Annotated in this window: 12 protein-coding genes; 5 read left to right on the forward strand and 7 right to left on the reverse strand. The window is 61.3% G+C overall.

Annotated features, from left to right (window positions below):
- Positions 1 to 31: 31 nt before the first annotated feature.
- The 5 genes from A6A03_RS14215 (at position 32) to A6A03_RS14235 (ending at position 4,283) form a co-directional block, all read left to right on the forward strand.
- On the forward strand, positions 32 to 472 hold the full coding sequence (locus tag A6A03_RS14215; protein ID WP_066789641.1) for a GNAT family N-acetyltransferase: 441 nt from the start codon (positions 32 to 34) through the stop codon (positions 470 to 472).
- Between the two features lie 183 nt (positions 473 to 655).
- Positions 656 to 1,135, forward strand: a complete 480-nt coding sequence (locus tag A6A03_RS14220; RefSeq protein WP_066789643.1) for a phasin family protein — start codon at positions 656 to 658, stop codon at positions 1,133 to 1,135.
- A 159-nt stretch (positions 1,136 to 1,294) separates the two neighbouring features.
- Complete coding sequence (locus A6A03_RS14225; RefSeq protein ID WP_066789645.1) at positions 1,295 to 1,822, forward strand: polyhydroxyalkanoate synthesis regulator DNA-binding domain-containing protein; 528 nt, start codon at positions 1,295 to 1,297, stop codon at positions 1,820 to 1,822.
- Between the two features lie 33 nt (positions 1,823 to 1,855).
- Positions 1,856 to 3,073: a patatin family protein gene (locus tag A6A03_RS14230; protein WP_066789647.1), complete on the forward strand. Its 1,218-nt coding sequence runs from the start codon at positions 1,856 to 1,858 to the stop codon at positions 3,071 to 3,073.
- A gap of 1 nt (position 3,074) precedes the next feature.
- A complete protein-coding gene (locus A6A03_RS14235; RefSeq protein ID WP_066789649.1) occupies positions 3,075 to 4,283 on the forward strand; it encodes a glycosyltransferase in 1,209 nt (402 codons plus the stop codon).
- 27 nt (positions 4,284 to 4,310) lie between these two features.
- On the opposite strand, the gene A6A03_RS14240 is transcribed toward A6A03_RS14235, so the two are convergent.
- The 7 genes from A6A03_RS14240 to dhaK all read right to left on the reverse strand — a co-directional run bounded on the left by A6A03_RS14240 (position 4,311) and on the right by dhaK (position 14,747).
- Positions 4,311 to 6,173, reverse strand: a complete 1,863-nt coding sequence (locus A6A03_RS14240) for a WD40 repeat domain-containing serine/threonine protein kinase (RefSeq protein ID WP_066789651.1) — start codon at positions 6,171 to 6,173, stop codon at positions 4,311 to 4,313.
- Positions 6,174 to 6,937: 764 nt separating this feature from the next.
- Positions 6,938 to 8,167 carry an anaerobic glycerol-3-phosphate dehydrogenase subunit C gene (locus tag A6A03_RS14245; protein WP_066789652.1) on the reverse strand — a complete coding sequence of 410 codons (1,230 nt, stop codon included), beginning with the start codon at positions 8,165 to 8,167 and terminating at the stop codon, positions 6,938 to 6,940.
- A gap of 209 nt (positions 8,168 to 8,376) precedes the next feature.
- Complete coding sequence (gene glpB / locus A6A03_RS14250) at positions 8,377 to 9,615, reverse strand: glycerol-3-phosphate dehydrogenase subunit GlpB (RefSeq protein ID WP_066789653.1); 1,239 nt, start codon at positions 9,613 to 9,615, stop codon at positions 8,377 to 8,379.
- Positions 9,616 to 9,633: 18 nt separating this feature from the next.
- Positions 9,634 to 11,304, reverse strand: a complete 1,671-nt coding sequence (glpA, locus tag A6A03_RS14255; RefSeq protein ID WP_066789654.1) for an anaerobic glycerol-3-phosphate dehydrogenase subunit GlpA — start codon at positions 11,302 to 11,304, stop codon at positions 9,634 to 9,636.
- A gap of 197 nt (positions 11,305 to 11,501) precedes the next feature.
- Entirely contained in the window at positions 11,502 to 12,998 is a 1,497-nt protein-coding gene (gene glpK / locus A6A03_RS14260; protein ID WP_066789656.1) for a glycerol kinase GlpK, read from the reverse strand.
- 46 nt (positions 12,999 to 13,044) lie between these two features.
- The gene (gene dhaL / locus A6A03_RS14265; protein ID WP_066789658.1) at positions 13,045 to 13,689 is read right to left on the reverse strand and encodes a dihydroxyacetone kinase subunit DhaL; all 645 of its coding nucleotides are present in this window, start codon (positions 13,687 to 13,689) and stop codon (positions 13,045 to 13,047) included.
- Between the two features lie 59 nt (positions 13,690 to 13,748).
- Complete coding sequence (gene dhaK, locus A6A03_RS14270) at positions 13,749 to 14,747, reverse strand: dihydroxyacetone kinase subunit DhaK (RefSeq protein ID WP_066789660.1); 999 nt, start codon at positions 14,745 to 14,747, stop codon at positions 13,749 to 13,751.
- Positions 14,748 to 14,760: the final 13 nt, after the last annotated feature.

Raw genomic sequence — 14,760 nt, forward strand, 5'->3', positions numbered from 1 at the left:
CCGCCCCTACGGCATGTGATAAGGTGATGATATGTCTGCCGAACCTGTTATTGCGCTGGCCACAACTGATGAAGCAATTGCAGCGTGTTATCCAGCTATGGTTGAACTGCGTCCGCATCTGGTTGCAGCAGCGTTTGTCGATCGCATCCGGCAGCAGATGGCGCATGGCTATCAGCTTGCTGCGGTCTGGGTGGATGGCGCAGCCGTTGCGGTGGCCGGGTTTCGGGTAAGCGAAAATCTGGCGTGGGGTCGCTTTCTGTATGTTGATGATCTGGTGACTCGGGCCGATCGGCGTTCGCATGGCTATGGCGCGAGGTTGCTGGCGTGGCTCAAGGAGTATGCTGCCGCTACTGGGTGCGCTCAACTCCACCTCGATTCGGGTACGTGGCGCAAAGACGCACACCGGTTTTACGAGCGCGAGGGGATGCGGCTGAGCAGCTTCCATTTCGTCTGCGATGTGACCACCGCTTGACGTAGTAGCGGGGACGTTACGAAGTTTGTCACTTCGCAACTATTTCACCATTGACTTCCATGACGCAGCGTGTTATACTCAGAGTTGTAACGCACCGCGTTATATGACTACCGAAACCCGGCAGGCTGTGCTATGATACAGACAGCTTGAATTCCGGTTACTACCATAGAGCAGGAGGCTGCTATGACAACGGTCGAAGAGATTGAGGTCAATGTCCGCCAGATCGACGAGACGCCGCCGCCGGTTAATCCGAGCGTGCAGATCTTTGAAGTGGTGCGCAAGCTGATGCTGGCTGGCATTGGCGCGTTTGCGCTCAGCCGCGAAGAGGCCGAGGCGTTCCTCAACCGGCTGGTCGAGCGGGGTGAACTGGCGCAGAAAGATGCGCAGAAGTTGTTTGAGGAGGCTGCCGAGCGCTTCCGCAAGACGGCGATGCCGCAGACCGATCAGGTGCAGGCTAACCTCAACAATCTGACGGCGCAGGTTGAGACCAGCTTCGAGCAGTTCCTCAACCGGCTCAACATTCCCTCCAAGCGCGACATTGACGAGCTGAGCGCCAAGATTGCCCAACTGGCGGCCCGCGTCGAAGAGCTGCGCCGCGCGCAAGAGGCGCCGGCTCGCAGCCGCACCCGCAGCGAGGCGAAGGAAGAGCACAGCGAGAAGTAGTTAGCTCCGAGTTGCCGGACGCCGGCACTGTGGCGCTGGCCACAGTTGCCGGCGTTTTGGCGCAGCGTGTTATAATTGCCGCTGAGACTACTGAGGCAACGCCGGGATTGCTAAGGCATTGCGTTTACTGGCACGACCCGGCGCAAGGCGGCACCTACCATGCATGTCATTAAAAAATACGCCAACCGGAAACTGTACCACACCAACCAGAAGCGCTATATCACCCTCGATGGCATTGCCAAGCTGGTGCAAGAGGGCGAGACGGTACAGGTACTCGACAATGAGACCGGTGACGACATCACGGCGAATATTTTGGCGCAGGTCGTATTACAGGCCCGTGGGCGCGGTTCGCCGTTGCCAACCAACTTGCTCACCGGTCTGATTCAGGTTGGTGGCGATACCCTCACGACGTTGCGGCGCACACTCTTCAGTTCGCTCGGTGGTGATGAACTGATCGAAGCTGAAATTGGCCGGCGGATCGACGTGCTGGTTGACGAGGGCGAACTTTCGCCCGAAGAGGCTGATCGCTGGCGCAAGCTGCTGTTGCGGCAAGAGTTTGCCCGTGATGCGCAGAATCAATTGGCCGATCGCATCGCTGATGTGCCGACACGCAACGATGTCGAACGGCTTCATGCCCAGATCGATGCGCTCGCCAGCATGGTCGAGCAATTGTTACGCCGGCGTTGAAGGTGATCGCATATCGTTGCAGAGAGGCAGGCTATGCAGCGCAGCACAACCGCTTTGGTCCTCGCCGGCGGCGGCGTGGCCGGCGCCGCTTATGAGATCGGCGCCCTCTGCGCCATCGATCAGGTGCTCGAACATCTCTCGGTCAATGAATTTGATATCTATGTCGGCACCAGCGCCGGCGCGTTGATCAATGCCTGTCTCGCCAACAATATGTCGCCGCGCACGTTAATTAGCGTGCTCGAAAGTTCATTGCTCGGCATCGATCAGCTCGAACCGCACCACCTCTACCAGTTCAATCTGGCCGATCTGTTGCGCCGCGCTTCTCACCTGCCCGGCGCGTTGGTTCGAGCTGTCCAACGCTGGTTGCGTGAAGGCAGCGAGGCGTCGCTCCTCGATCTGATCGAAACCTTGGCGGTTGGCTTGCCGACCGGTCTCTATGACTCACAGGCGCTTGAACGCTACCTGCGGGTGGCGCTCGAACAACCCGGTCGCTCAAATCGCTTTACCGATCTTGACCGCGAGCTCATGATTGTTGCGACCGATCTCGATACCGGTGAACGCGCCGTCTTCGGGTTACCGCCGCTTGAACACGTGCCGATTTCACTCGCCGTCTGTGCGTCGGCGGCGATCCCCATTTTCTACCGCCCGGTGCGGATCGGCGATCGCGATTATATCGATGGCGGGTTGCGCGGTACCGCGAGCCTCGATGTCGCCATCGAGCGTGGCGCCGAGCTGATCGTGTGCATCAATCCGATGGTGCCGTTCGATAACCGCCGCCATCCGCCCGGCGCCGGCATCAGCGATCAGGGTATTCAGCGGATCGGCAATCAAGTGTTTCGTACCTTTATCCACGCCGGTTTGCATTACCACATCAAACAAGTGCGTCGCCGCCATCCTGAAGTTGACATCATTCTGATCGAACCTTCGCGCCATGATCGGACGATGTTCGCCGAAAATACGATGCGTTTCCGCACCCGGATGACGATCGCGCGCCACGGCTTCGAGAGCGTGGCCCGCCATCTCTGCGAACATTATCCGTATTACCGGGCGATGCTGGCCCGGCATGGCATTGCGATCAGCGATGAGCGAATCCGGCAAGATTTGCGCAACTTACAGATGGCCGGCGATGACCCGCATCTTGTGCGCGCAGCGTTGGTGACTGGCGGCTCACTCCACACCGCTCCAGAAGGGCTGGCCTCAACGCTGGCGGAATTGGATCGTTTGCTGTCGCGGCTTGAGGTTGCCCGTTGAGATGATCGTCTATATCGCCTATCCCACCAGCTTGAATTTGCAGTCGGCCAATGCGCTGCAAACCTATACCTCGCTGCGCGAATTGCGCGCGCGCCGGCCTGACACCCTTGCCCTGATTCCGCGTTGGGGGATGGAGCCAAGCCGGTTTTATGACGTTGGCGCGGTGCATTTGCCCCGCCCGGCGATTGGTAAGCTCTCACGCCTGTACAAGAGCACGCTGCTCTATTACATGGAACATTCGGTCTTCGCCGCCATGACCGCGGCGATGGTGGCTCCCCGCCGGCAGACCGTCGAGGCGGTCTATATCCGCCAGCCGATTATTGCCGCGTGGTGGGCCGGCGTTTTTGGGCCCCGGCTTGGCCTGCCCGTGATCTACGAGGCGCATGACCTTGAGTCACGCAACCCGTCACGTGCCAAAGAACGTTGGGCGCGCGGGTTGCTCGATTTGATCGACCGGACGGCGATCGGTCGGGTGACGGCGGTTGCATCACTCACCGAGGATTTTCGCCGGCTGTTGGCGCACATTGGCTGGCGCGATCCGGCTGATGTAGCGGTCATTCCCGATGCCTACGACGAGCAGATCTTTGCGCCGCAAGATCGCGCTGCGTGCCGCGCCGAACTTGGCTTGCCGTCCGCGGCGCCGATCGTCGCCTATGCCGGCATGACCTTTGCCCACCGCTGGCTCGATGGCTTGCTCAGCGCCATCCGTGCTCTGCGCGTGACCCAGCCAGATTTGATCGGTCTGATTCTCGGCGGACGACCCGGCGAGCGGGCGGCACTGGCGGCCCATGCGATCAGTGAAGGGTTGCGGGTCGCTGAAACCACGGCTACACCAGCCGATCTCTACCTGCTGCCGCCACGCCCGCAAACCGCGGTGGTGCGTTGCCTCGGTGCGGCTGATGCGCTGGTGATTCCCGATACCGTCACCGATGTGACTGCTTCGCCGCTCAAGTTGTTTGAGTATATGGCGTTGGGCATCCCGGTCGTGCTGCCGTCCATTCCAGCCTTGCACGAGATCTTGCCGCCGCATCTGGCCTACAGCTTCACCCGGCGCGATCTGGCCGGTTTACAAGCGGCGCTGAGCGCAGCGCTGGCCGAGCGTGACCCTTCGCTTGCAGCGGCGCGGCAGGCCTTGGCGGCTGAACACACCTATGGCCGGCGGGCCGAACGGATTATTGCCTTGGTGGAACGGGTGAAGAATAAAAGGTAGTGGTACAGCAACGCTGTGCCTCTGCCTCTATTTGGTTGGCGCCTGCCAGAGGCAGATACGGCCATCATGAGCGCCGGTCGCCAGCAATTGGCCGTCGGGGCTAAAGCTCAGGCAGCTCACACCGGCGCTGTGTTCGAGCACGAGCGGTAACGGTTGCGCCTGTTCCATGTGCCAAAAGCGGGCGCTACGATCTTCGCTGACCGAAGCCAAGATCGGGGATCGCGGGCTGAAGGCAAGCCCACGCACCGGCGCCGTGTGCCCTTGCAGGGTGTCGAGCGGATGATAATCTTTGAGTCGCCACAGCCGGATAGTAGTGCCGCTGCTAGCGGCGATAATCGTGCTGGCCGGATTAAACGCGACACTGTAAATAAACGTATTAAAGCCGTTAATCGGTTCGAGTGCTCGTTGATCGGCGACCTGCCAGAGGTAGATCGCGCCGTCATAGCAGCCAGCCGCTAAGAGCGAGCCATCAGGCGAAAAGCTCAATGAATGTACGAAGGGGCTGGTAAACAAACCAATTGGCGTGATTTTCTGTTGCCGTAGTTCGTACAGTGTGATCGCACTCCCCCACCCGCCAGTAGCAAGATACCGGCCATCAGGGCTAAACGCGATGCTCTCGATTGGGCAACCGGGGTGTTGGATGGTTTGTAATAGTTGCCAATCGTCCGTGCGCCAGATCCGCACCGTCTCGTCATCGCTGCCGGTTACAGCCAGCTTGCCATCAGGACTCCACGCGACGGTGCGGACGGTGCTCTCGTGGCCACGCAGGCTGGTAACTTGTTCACCGGTGCTGGCCTCCCATACTCCAACCGTATAATCGTCATAGCCAGCCAACAACCGTTTGCCATCTGGCGAAAAGGCGATACTCCGCACTTGGCTGCCAGTGATCAAGCGACGTAACATCGTGCCAACCGGTGTCGTCAATTGGGCAGGGCTCGGCTCCTCCGGTGACGGTTGGGAGGGCGTCTCAGTAGGCTCAGGGACTGGTGGCGCTACTGGTTGGGGTATGGGCCGTAAAACTGCCGGCGCAGCAGCGGCTGGCTTGCCACGCAGCCGGTGAAGCGCCTCGCGCATCTCGCGGGCCGATTGCGGTCGCTGATCGATCAGGGTTGCCATGCCCTGCTCGATCAACTGGGCCAACCCTTCCGGTACATGCGGCGCCAAGCTGCGGATCGGACGCAACGGATCAGGTTGGCCATTGACCAGCCGGGCCATGCGGGTCATCGCATCAGGTGGCAGCACACCGGTCAGCAGATGATACAGGGTGGCCGAGAGCGAATAAATATCGCTGCGCGGATCCGGTTCGCCATCGCGCATCTGCTCGTAGGGCGCATACGGCGGGGTAAAACCGTAGACCTTGCGCGTGCCCGACCCGTCAATCCCGGCTGAGACCGTCATCCCGCCGCGGGCCAGCCCAAAATCGAGCAAGATGATATCGTGGCTCGGTGTTAGTTTAAGGTTCTTGGGCTTAATATCGCGATGAATGACCGGAACTGGCCGTGTGTGCAGATAATTCAACACATCGAGGAGTTGATCCATCCATTTAATCACCATGGGCAAGACCTGTGGTGAAGCGAACCGGCGGCCAAGGCGCGCCAATTGATTGCCGAGATCTTCGCCGTGGATGAATTCCATGACCAAAAACTGGCCTTGTGGATCGATGAAGTGATCGATTACTCGCGGCAAAGCCTGATGCCTAAGCCGGGCCAGTATTTGCGCTTCGCGCTCGAACGCTTGCCGGTATGCCTCATCGTTAAACAGGGTCTGTTTCAGGGCCACGTCAATGCGTAGCCGCAGATCGCGCGCCTGATAGACGGCGCCCATCCCGCCTTTGGCGATCTGGGTGATGACCCGATACCGGCCTTGCAAGACTGTTTCCGGCGCAAGCATGCGCACTACTCCGGGCAGACGCGAACACACTAAACCGTATTATAACAAAATGCTGGCATTGCGGTTGAACCAAGTGTAGATCGCGTTCTTTCGCGTCTGGCGAAAGCAATCCGCTCAGGCATGGGTTGCGCAGAAGGGGGAGATTGCTTCGGGGCTGCGCCCCCTCGCAATGACAAACAGGTACCGCCGCTCCCTCGCAATGACAGAGGAAAGCGGAAGTGAGCCGCTCTGGCATCCTTCCCTCTGAGTCCCTCCCCCTAGCGGGTTCAGGGGCGGACAGAACATCTGTCCGGTACCCGGCCCTGAAGGGCCGGGCTATGGTTACGAAGCCCGCTGCGCGGGCTGCTGGCCCTCACCCCCGACCCCTCTCCCACCTAACGGCTGGAGAGGGTCGCGGAGCGCCGGGCTTTGAAGCATCGCACAGCGATCAATGGGTGTGGTCGAGCACATGTTCTGTCTGTCCCTCAACGCGAGCACGGGAGCAAGCTGCTCAGGCATCCTTCCCTCTGCCTCCCTCCCCCAGCGGGGGAGGGGCAAGGGGTGGGGGCATCAGCCAGAGGCGGCGCAGCAATCTCCTGCTTCAGCAAATGTGATCCTCTCAGGTATTCTGCCCGCTAAAGGTGGGAGATTGCTTCGGGGGCTTCGTCCCCTCGCACTGACAAACAGGAGCTTCGTCCCCTCGCACTGACAGACAGGCGCCGCCGCCCCTCGCAATGACAGACAGGCGCCGCCGCCCCTCGCAATGACAGATGGATGGAAAGGCATTACACCGATAGACCGTAGGCCTCGGCTAGAATTTCGATCGGATGGCGGGTAGCGACGCCGGTTGCGCCGCTGATCTGCCAGCGACAGGTCTCGCTGTCGCAGAGGGCAAGGTCTTGGCCGCTGGCGCGCACGAAGTCGAACAGGGGTTTGCCGACGTCCATTGCGATCTGATACTTCTCGCGCTTGAGGCCGTAGGTGCCGGCGATGCCGCAGCATTCGGCCCGGCTCTCGCGCAGGCGCAAGCCGGGTATCAGTCCCAATACATCGAGCACGGGCCGGCCAATCCGGTGCGCGCGCAACTGGCATGGCGGGTGGTAAGGCAACTCGCGTTCGATCGGGCGGAAATCAGTGCGCAGGCGGCCCTGCTGATGCAGATCGCGCAAGAACTCGAAGATGTCGTAAGTGCCGGCAGCGACCGCGCGAATGTCGTCGCCGTGCAACCCCAATAGCTCCGGCGCCTCTTCTTTCAGAGTGAGGGTGCAACTGGTGCTGGTACCGACGATCGGGATGCCGGCGCGAGCGTAGGGCAAGAGTTGGGCGACGTTGTATTCGTGATGGCTCTGCGCCGCCGGAAAGTCGCCGTTCGAGAGCAATGGCAAGCCGCAGCAGCGTTGTGGCGGCACGATGACCTCAAACCCGAGGTGTTCGAGCACGGCAATCGCCGCTTTGCCAACGTGCGGTTCGTAGTAGTTGGTGCTGCACCCGTGGAAGTAGACCACCTGCGGTCGCCGTCCGTTGGTCGCCGGTTTGCGCCGTTTAAACCAACGGCGGAAGGTGTAGGTGCTGGCTTTGGGTAGCGGTGCGTGGCGGTGGATGCCCATTACCCGTTCGATTATCCAACGTGCCGGCGCAAAATTGAGCGTGAAGTTGACCAGCGGCGCGTGCGGGCCGCTGCTGAGCCGCCCCACCAATCCCGAACGGGCGATGATCCGGTTGCGCAAGGGCATGCCGCGTTCGGCGACGATTTGGGCGCGGGCACGGGCGTTCAGCTCGGCGATGCGCACGCCGGTCGGGCAGACCTGATTGCAGACCCGGCAGCCTGAACAGTAATCAACCGAAGCATCAGGCACCGGTTGGGCGGCGTGGCGGAAGCGTTGCGCTTGCGGCCCGACGTATTTGGGGCCGGGGAAGACATCGGTCACTGCCGCCACCGGGCAGGCTGAGGTGCAGATGTTGCATTTGATGCAGTGATCGAGTGATTGGGTGAGTGAGAGTTCGATATGATCCATAGTGGTGATTCCTCTGCGAGCGCATGATAGAGACGCACGGCCGTGCGTCTGTACAGGGTTTCCTCTGCGAGCGCATCATGGAGCCGCACGGCCGTGCGTTTGTACAGGGTTTCCTCTGCGAGCGCATCATGGAGCCGCACGGCCGTGCGGCTGTATAGGGTTTCCTCTGCGAGCGCATCATGGAGCCGCACGGCCGTGCGGCTGTACGTTCATGCCTGCCCGGCGGCCCAGCCGGTGGCGATAGCGGCCCCTTCGAGATTGCCTTCGCGAATCGGATCGTAGCCGGCCAGCGCGCCGCCAACGATTTGCACATTCTCGTATACTAGCTGGCCCGCGGCGTCGAGCGGGCGCAGGCGTTGATCGACCCGTACCCCGGTTTGGAAGACAGGGTGGCCGTGCGCATTGAGAAACCGTGGCGCAAACCATCCGGCTCTGCCGTCAGGCGTTTGCAGCGGCAGGTCGAGCGCCGTTTCATGCAGATGGCCATCGGGCGTGGCGCGCACACCACCGCCGAGAATGCCGCCGGTCGCCAGCACCCAACGCCGGGCAGTGTGGCGTTGCTCGCGGGCTGCCGCCTCGCTGAACACGGCAACGAGGGTGTCACTAATGCGCTCGGCGCGTTGGACGAATCCACCCAATTGGATGCGACCGCCTAGCCGTAGCAATTCATCCTCAAGTATCTGATACAACCGCATACCGGCCACCGAAACCGGCAGGGTAGGAATTTCAAAGATCAAGGCGCCGGCCCGATTTTGCAGATCACGCACCACCTCGGTGGCATGCTTAAGGCCGAGGATCGCCGGCAGACCAATGCGGGCATAACCACCCTTGCGCACATAGGCGGCCAATTGCTCGCCAAGGTTGGCGCGGAAGGCCGGTTGCTCGCACAGCCGGGCCAGCGTTACCGGGCTGAAATCGTGTTGGCGCTGCGTAGGTGGCAGCGTCAACTGCGCCGCTTCAGCAGCAATGCCCTGCGCGCGCAGGTTGGCGGCGATCAGTGGCGGAAAGAAGTCGCGCAGCTCGGCAAAACCGGCAATGAGGGTGGGCCGGCCATCGCGCAGTTGGCGGGCATCGCCGGCGATCATCGTGGCCGGAGCGAAGGCGGTGGGGCGCAGCGCTCCTAGCGCGGTCGGCAAGAGCAGGTTACGGTTGAAACTGCCAGCGAATGGGTAGCCGGCGGCTTCGCCGATCGCACGGACGCGGGCAATCCCCTGCTCGATCATCGCCGGGCCGGCCAAGGCGTAAGGGTGATGGGGGTGTTGGATCGCCAACTGGGCAATCCCGGCCAGCGGGTCATCCACATCGGCAAGCAGATCGATACAGCCGGTTGACCAGTGTGTCGCGCCGTGGCCTTTGGCTAGCACCAGCACCTTCTCGCCGCGTTCGGCGCGGCCAATCGCAGCCAGCATCCCGCTGAGGCCAGCGCCGATCACAATCGTATCGTACATAAACACTCTCCCGGCGGGCTACGCCTGCACATACTCGGTTGCGATCGCGGGATGCTGCGTCACCAACCCGCCTCCCGGCTCGGCCAGCGCGCGCAAGCGGTGAATGCCCAACACGCCGGCGTAAATCAGCTCGTCGAGACGGGCCTGCCGCAACTGGTCGCCCCAGAGCACCGGCGTCAATCCCTTCCACCGCTCTTGGAGGAAGTGCAAAATCGCTTCGTTGGCGTGGGTATGGCTGAGGCCATCGGCGCAGCGCCGCTCGTAGAGCAGGTTAGCCGTGCGGTAGATGCACCACCCGCCTTGGCATGGCCCCATCCCCATGCGCACATCGCGCCGGATATCGTCAAGGTTATGCGCGCCAGCATCGATCGCCGCTACAATCCGGTCGCGAGTCACGAGTTCGCATTCGCAAATCAGATCACCGGCAGCGTGCTCGCTCTCAACCAAGGCCAGCGGCTTTCCCAACCAGTAGTGCGGCGTTTGGGCTGCTGGATCGGTTGACACCGTCACCATCGCGTGGGCACGGTGCTCGAAGCGCGGCACCGGCAAGACCTCGCTCGCCGTGCGGCACGGTTGGGTATTGCCCAACCGGCGGGCCAGCTCGTTGACCGTCTGCTCGGCCATGAGGCGGTAGGTTGTCCACTTGCCGCCGACAATCGATAGAATACCGCTCACGCCATCACGCTCTTCGTGATCGAGCAACTTGAACGTGCGGGGAATATCGCGGTCGCTGGCGACATCTTTATCTTTGTAGAGCGGGCGCACGCCGGCCCATGCGCGCAGGGCGCGATACTGGCGGAAACCGGGGATCAGCTTCTCGCCTTCATCGAGCATAAACTGGATCTCTTCCGGCTCGATCCCAAACACATCAGGATCAGGGACATGCACATCAGTCGTTCCGATCACAGCCACCGTATGGATGGGCACGATAATGTCGCCATCAGAGGGGAGCTTGCAGCGATTGACCACCGTGTTCACCATCCGATGGTTCATTGCCACCATGGTACCCTTGCCGGGCACGACCGTCACGGTCACGCCGGCCAGCGCCGCGATCTTGCCGGCCCATGCGCCGGCGGCATTGAGCACATAGGTGCAATCGATCCGGATCCGCTCGCCACTACGCAAATCTTCGACAATTGCCCCTACCACCCGATCGCCTACCCGTACTAGATCGACCACATTGTGATAGGTGCGAATCTCGGCGCCATACTCGCGGGCAGCCAGCGCAACCGAGTGGGTGGCGAGAAACGAGTCGGCGGAACCATCATGCACCTCAAACACGCGCGAAATGCGTGGATTGAGGGCCGGTTCGCGGCGGAGCATCTCGGCGACGCTGATCTCTTGCACCGGCACGCCGGTACGATGGCAGTTTGCCACAAACACATCGCCATAACTTTCATCATCCCACGGCGTAATCACGAAAAAGCCAGAAGTCTGCTCGATGCAGTGAGGCATAATCCGGCGCAGGATGGCATTTTCGTGGGCGCATTCGGTGGCCGATTGCGGGTCTTTGGTCACATATCTTCCGCCGGAATGGAGCAGGCCGTGATAGCGACCGGTAGTGCCATGGGTCAAATCTCCCTTCTCGACGAGGATGCAGCGAATGCCGCGCATTGCCAAATCGAGCGCACAGCCGGTACCGGTCGCACCACCGCCGATCACCAACACGTCGGTGGAGAGCGTTTGCATGCTGATCTCCTAACGGGCAACAAGACCGGCAGGATTGCCCGCGCCGGTCTTGCCGCATTGAACAGACACTGCCGCACAGGACGGGCGGTACATAACCGATGATGGTATCATAACACCATCGCGCTGGTTACGCACCGCTATACATCCACCAATCTGCTTGGCGGCGTTGCGTGCATCGAGAAGCGTGCTCCGCGAAATTATTCTACCCAATCGAAGGTGCGGGTCACTGCCTTCTTCCAACCGCGATAGAGGCGGGCGCGAGTCTCCTCATCCATCTGCGGCGTCCACGTATGATCGACACCCCAGTTAGCCCGCATCTCGTCGGTGTTCGACCAGAAGCCGACAGCGAGGCCGGCGGCATACGCCGCACCGAGCGACGTCGTTTCTGCCACCTTGGGCCGGATGACGGGCACGCCGAGGATGTCAGCTTGGAACTGCATCAAGGTGTTATTGTAGACCATCCCGCCATCGACCTTGAGCGCGGTCAGCTTCACCCCCGAATCCTGCTCCATCGCATCGAGTACTTCGCGGGTTTGATAGGCAGTCGCTTCGAGCACGGCCCGGGCGAGGTGGCCTTTATTGACGTAACGAGTCAGACCCACAATCACACCGCGGGCATCCGAGCGCCAGTACGGTGCGAACAGGCCAGAGAAGGCGGGCACGAAATAGATACCGCCGTTATCTTCGACCAGATTGGCCAGCGCCTCGACCTCAGCCGACGAGGTAATCAGGCCAAGGTTATCACGCAGCCACTGCACCAGCGCGCCGGTAATCGCGATCGAACCTTCGAGTGCGTAAACGGCAGGCTGGTTGCCGAACTGGTAGCAGACGGTCGTCAGCAAACCGCTCGTTGACGGCACAATCTTGGTGCCGGTATTGAGCAGCATAAACGAACCGGTGCCGTAGGTGTTCTTCGCTTCACCGGGATCGAAGCAGGTTTGGCCGACCATGGCTGCCTGCTGATCGCCGAGGATGCCGGCCACCGGCACGCCGGCTAGCTCGCCGGTCGCCGTGCCGTAGACCATACTCGATGGCATAATCTTGGGCAGCATCTGGCGCGGAATGCCCATAATGCCAAGGATCTCGTCATCCCAATCGAGGGTTTCGAGATTCATCAACATCGTGCGCGAGGCATTGGTCACATCAGTGACGTGAACGCCGCCATCGGGGCCGCCGGTGAGCCACCACGTCAAGAAGGTGTCAATGTTACCGAAGATGACATCGCCGGCCTCCGCCGCCTCGCGCGCGCCGGGCACATTATCGAGGATCCAGCGGATCTTGGGGCCAGAGAAGTAGGTCGCTAGCGGCAAGCCGACCTTAGCGCGGAAGCGATCTTGGCCACCGTCAGCCGCCAATTCGTTGCAAATCTGGTCGGTGCGGGTGTCTTGCCAGACAATCGCGTTATAGACCGGGCGGCCCGTTTTGCGATTCCAGACCACCGTCGTCTCGCGCTGATTGGTGATGCCAACCGCGACAATATCGCTGGCGCTGAGCCCACCCTTATTGAGCGCGCCGCGGATCACGCTCTGGGTGCGCTCCCAAATCTCATCGGGGCTATGTTCAACCCAGCCGGGGCGGGGATAAATCTGCTCGTGCTCTTTCTGGTCGTAGCAGACCACATTGCCACTGTGGTCAAAAATCATACAGCGGGTGCTAGTCGTTCCCTGATCGATAGCAGCGGCATACTTTGCCATGAGTACAGACTCCTTTGTCTCCAAGCATACCAAACGGTATGCGAACTTATCCTTGAACGGCGCGTTCGAGGGTAGCGAGCATGGCCTGCGCCATCAGGAACGCCGATGCTGCCCCCGGATCACGGTGGCCAATCGAGCGTTCACCGAGGTACGACGCGCGGCCCTTTGTCGCCAGCATTGGTTCAGTTGCGATCATGCCCTGTTCGCAAGCGGTAACTGCGGCACGCATCGCCGCCAGCAGATCACCGCTTGCTGCATACTGTTCTTTCAGCGCATCGATCGCTGGCGCGATCGCATCGATCATCGTCTTTTCGCCGCGGGTTGCCTTGCCGCGCGTTTGAATGCCTTCGAGAGCGGCGCTGAGCGCAGCGATCAGCTCTTCGGCGCCGATCGTGGCCCGGTCGCCGATCGCAGTGCCGGCGCGGAGAAAGGCGGTGCCGTAGAGGGGGCCGCTAGCCCCGCCAACGGTCGAGATCAGCGTCATGCCTGTTAATTTCAGCAAGCCGCTGATACTGCGGTCGGTCGCCGTGGGCAATTTGCTCATCACCGTGCTAAAGCCGCGGTCGAGATTCACCCCGTGGTCGGCATCGCCAATCGCCGCATCGAGCCGCGTCAAATACTCACGCTGCTCTTTAACCCGTTCGGCAACCAGTTGGAGAAAGCTTGTGACATGATCGGCGGTGATCTGCATGGTTCCTCTGCGTCAGTCTGGCGGCGGGGCATCGCGCCCCGCCGTGGTCTTCCACCTGCTTACATACCCCAGCGCAAGGCAGGCGTATGTACGGGCGCATCCCAAAGCTTGATCATCTCATCATCGAGGCGAAGCAACGTAAAGCTGACGCCAGCCATCTCAAGCGAGGTAATGTAGTTGCCCACCAACGAACGAGCGATGGTGATGTTGCGATCCTTGAGAATGCGCGCTAATTCATTGTACATCAAATAGAGCTCGATCAGTGGCGTGCCACCCATACCGTTGACGAAAGCGAGCACGGCATCGCCGCTCTGGAACGGCAGGTCGTCGAGGATCGGGCCGGCCAGCATTTCGGCGATGTCGCGGGCGGGGGCCAGCTTCTCGCGGCGGCGGCCCGGCTCACCGTGGATGCCGATCCCGACCTCCATCTCATCTTCGGCCAGCTCAAAGCCCGGCTTGCCGGCCTGCGGCACCGTACACGGCGTCAGGGCCATACCCATGCTGCGCCCGTGGGCATTCACCCGCTCGGCAATCGCCTTGCAGGTTGCCAGATCGGCGCCGGCTTCGGCAGCGGCGCCGACAATCTTCTCGAGCAGCACCGTCACACCGACGCCGCGGCGGCCAGCCGTCCATGTGCTATTCTCTACCGCCACATCGTCGTTCGTCACTACACTGGCCACCTCGATCCCCTCGGCGGCGGCCAATTCGGCCGCCATCTCAAAGTTCATCACGTCGCCGGTGTAGTTCTTGACGATATGCAGCACCCCCTTGCCGCCATTGACCGCCTTAGTTGCGGCCAGCATCTGATCGGGCACCGGCGAAGTAAAGACCGCGCCGGGGCAGGCGGCATCAAGCATGCCGTAGCCGACAAACCCGCCGTGCATCGGTTCGTGGCCCGAACCGCCGCCCGAAATCACGCCGACCTTGTTGTGCGGCGCGCCCTTGCGGACAATATAATCGGGATCGAAATGCACATCAATCAGGTCAGCATGAGCGATCGCCATCCCGGCCAGCGCCTCTTTAACGACGTTCTCCGGTGCGTTGATCAACTTCTTCACAGGTTTCCTCCCT

The sequence above is a fragment of the Chloroflexus islandicus genome, assembly GCF_001650695.1.
GTDB classification, from domain to species: domain Bacteria; phylum Chloroflexota; class Chloroflexia; order Chloroflexales; family Chloroflexaceae; genus Chloroflexus; species Chloroflexus islandicus.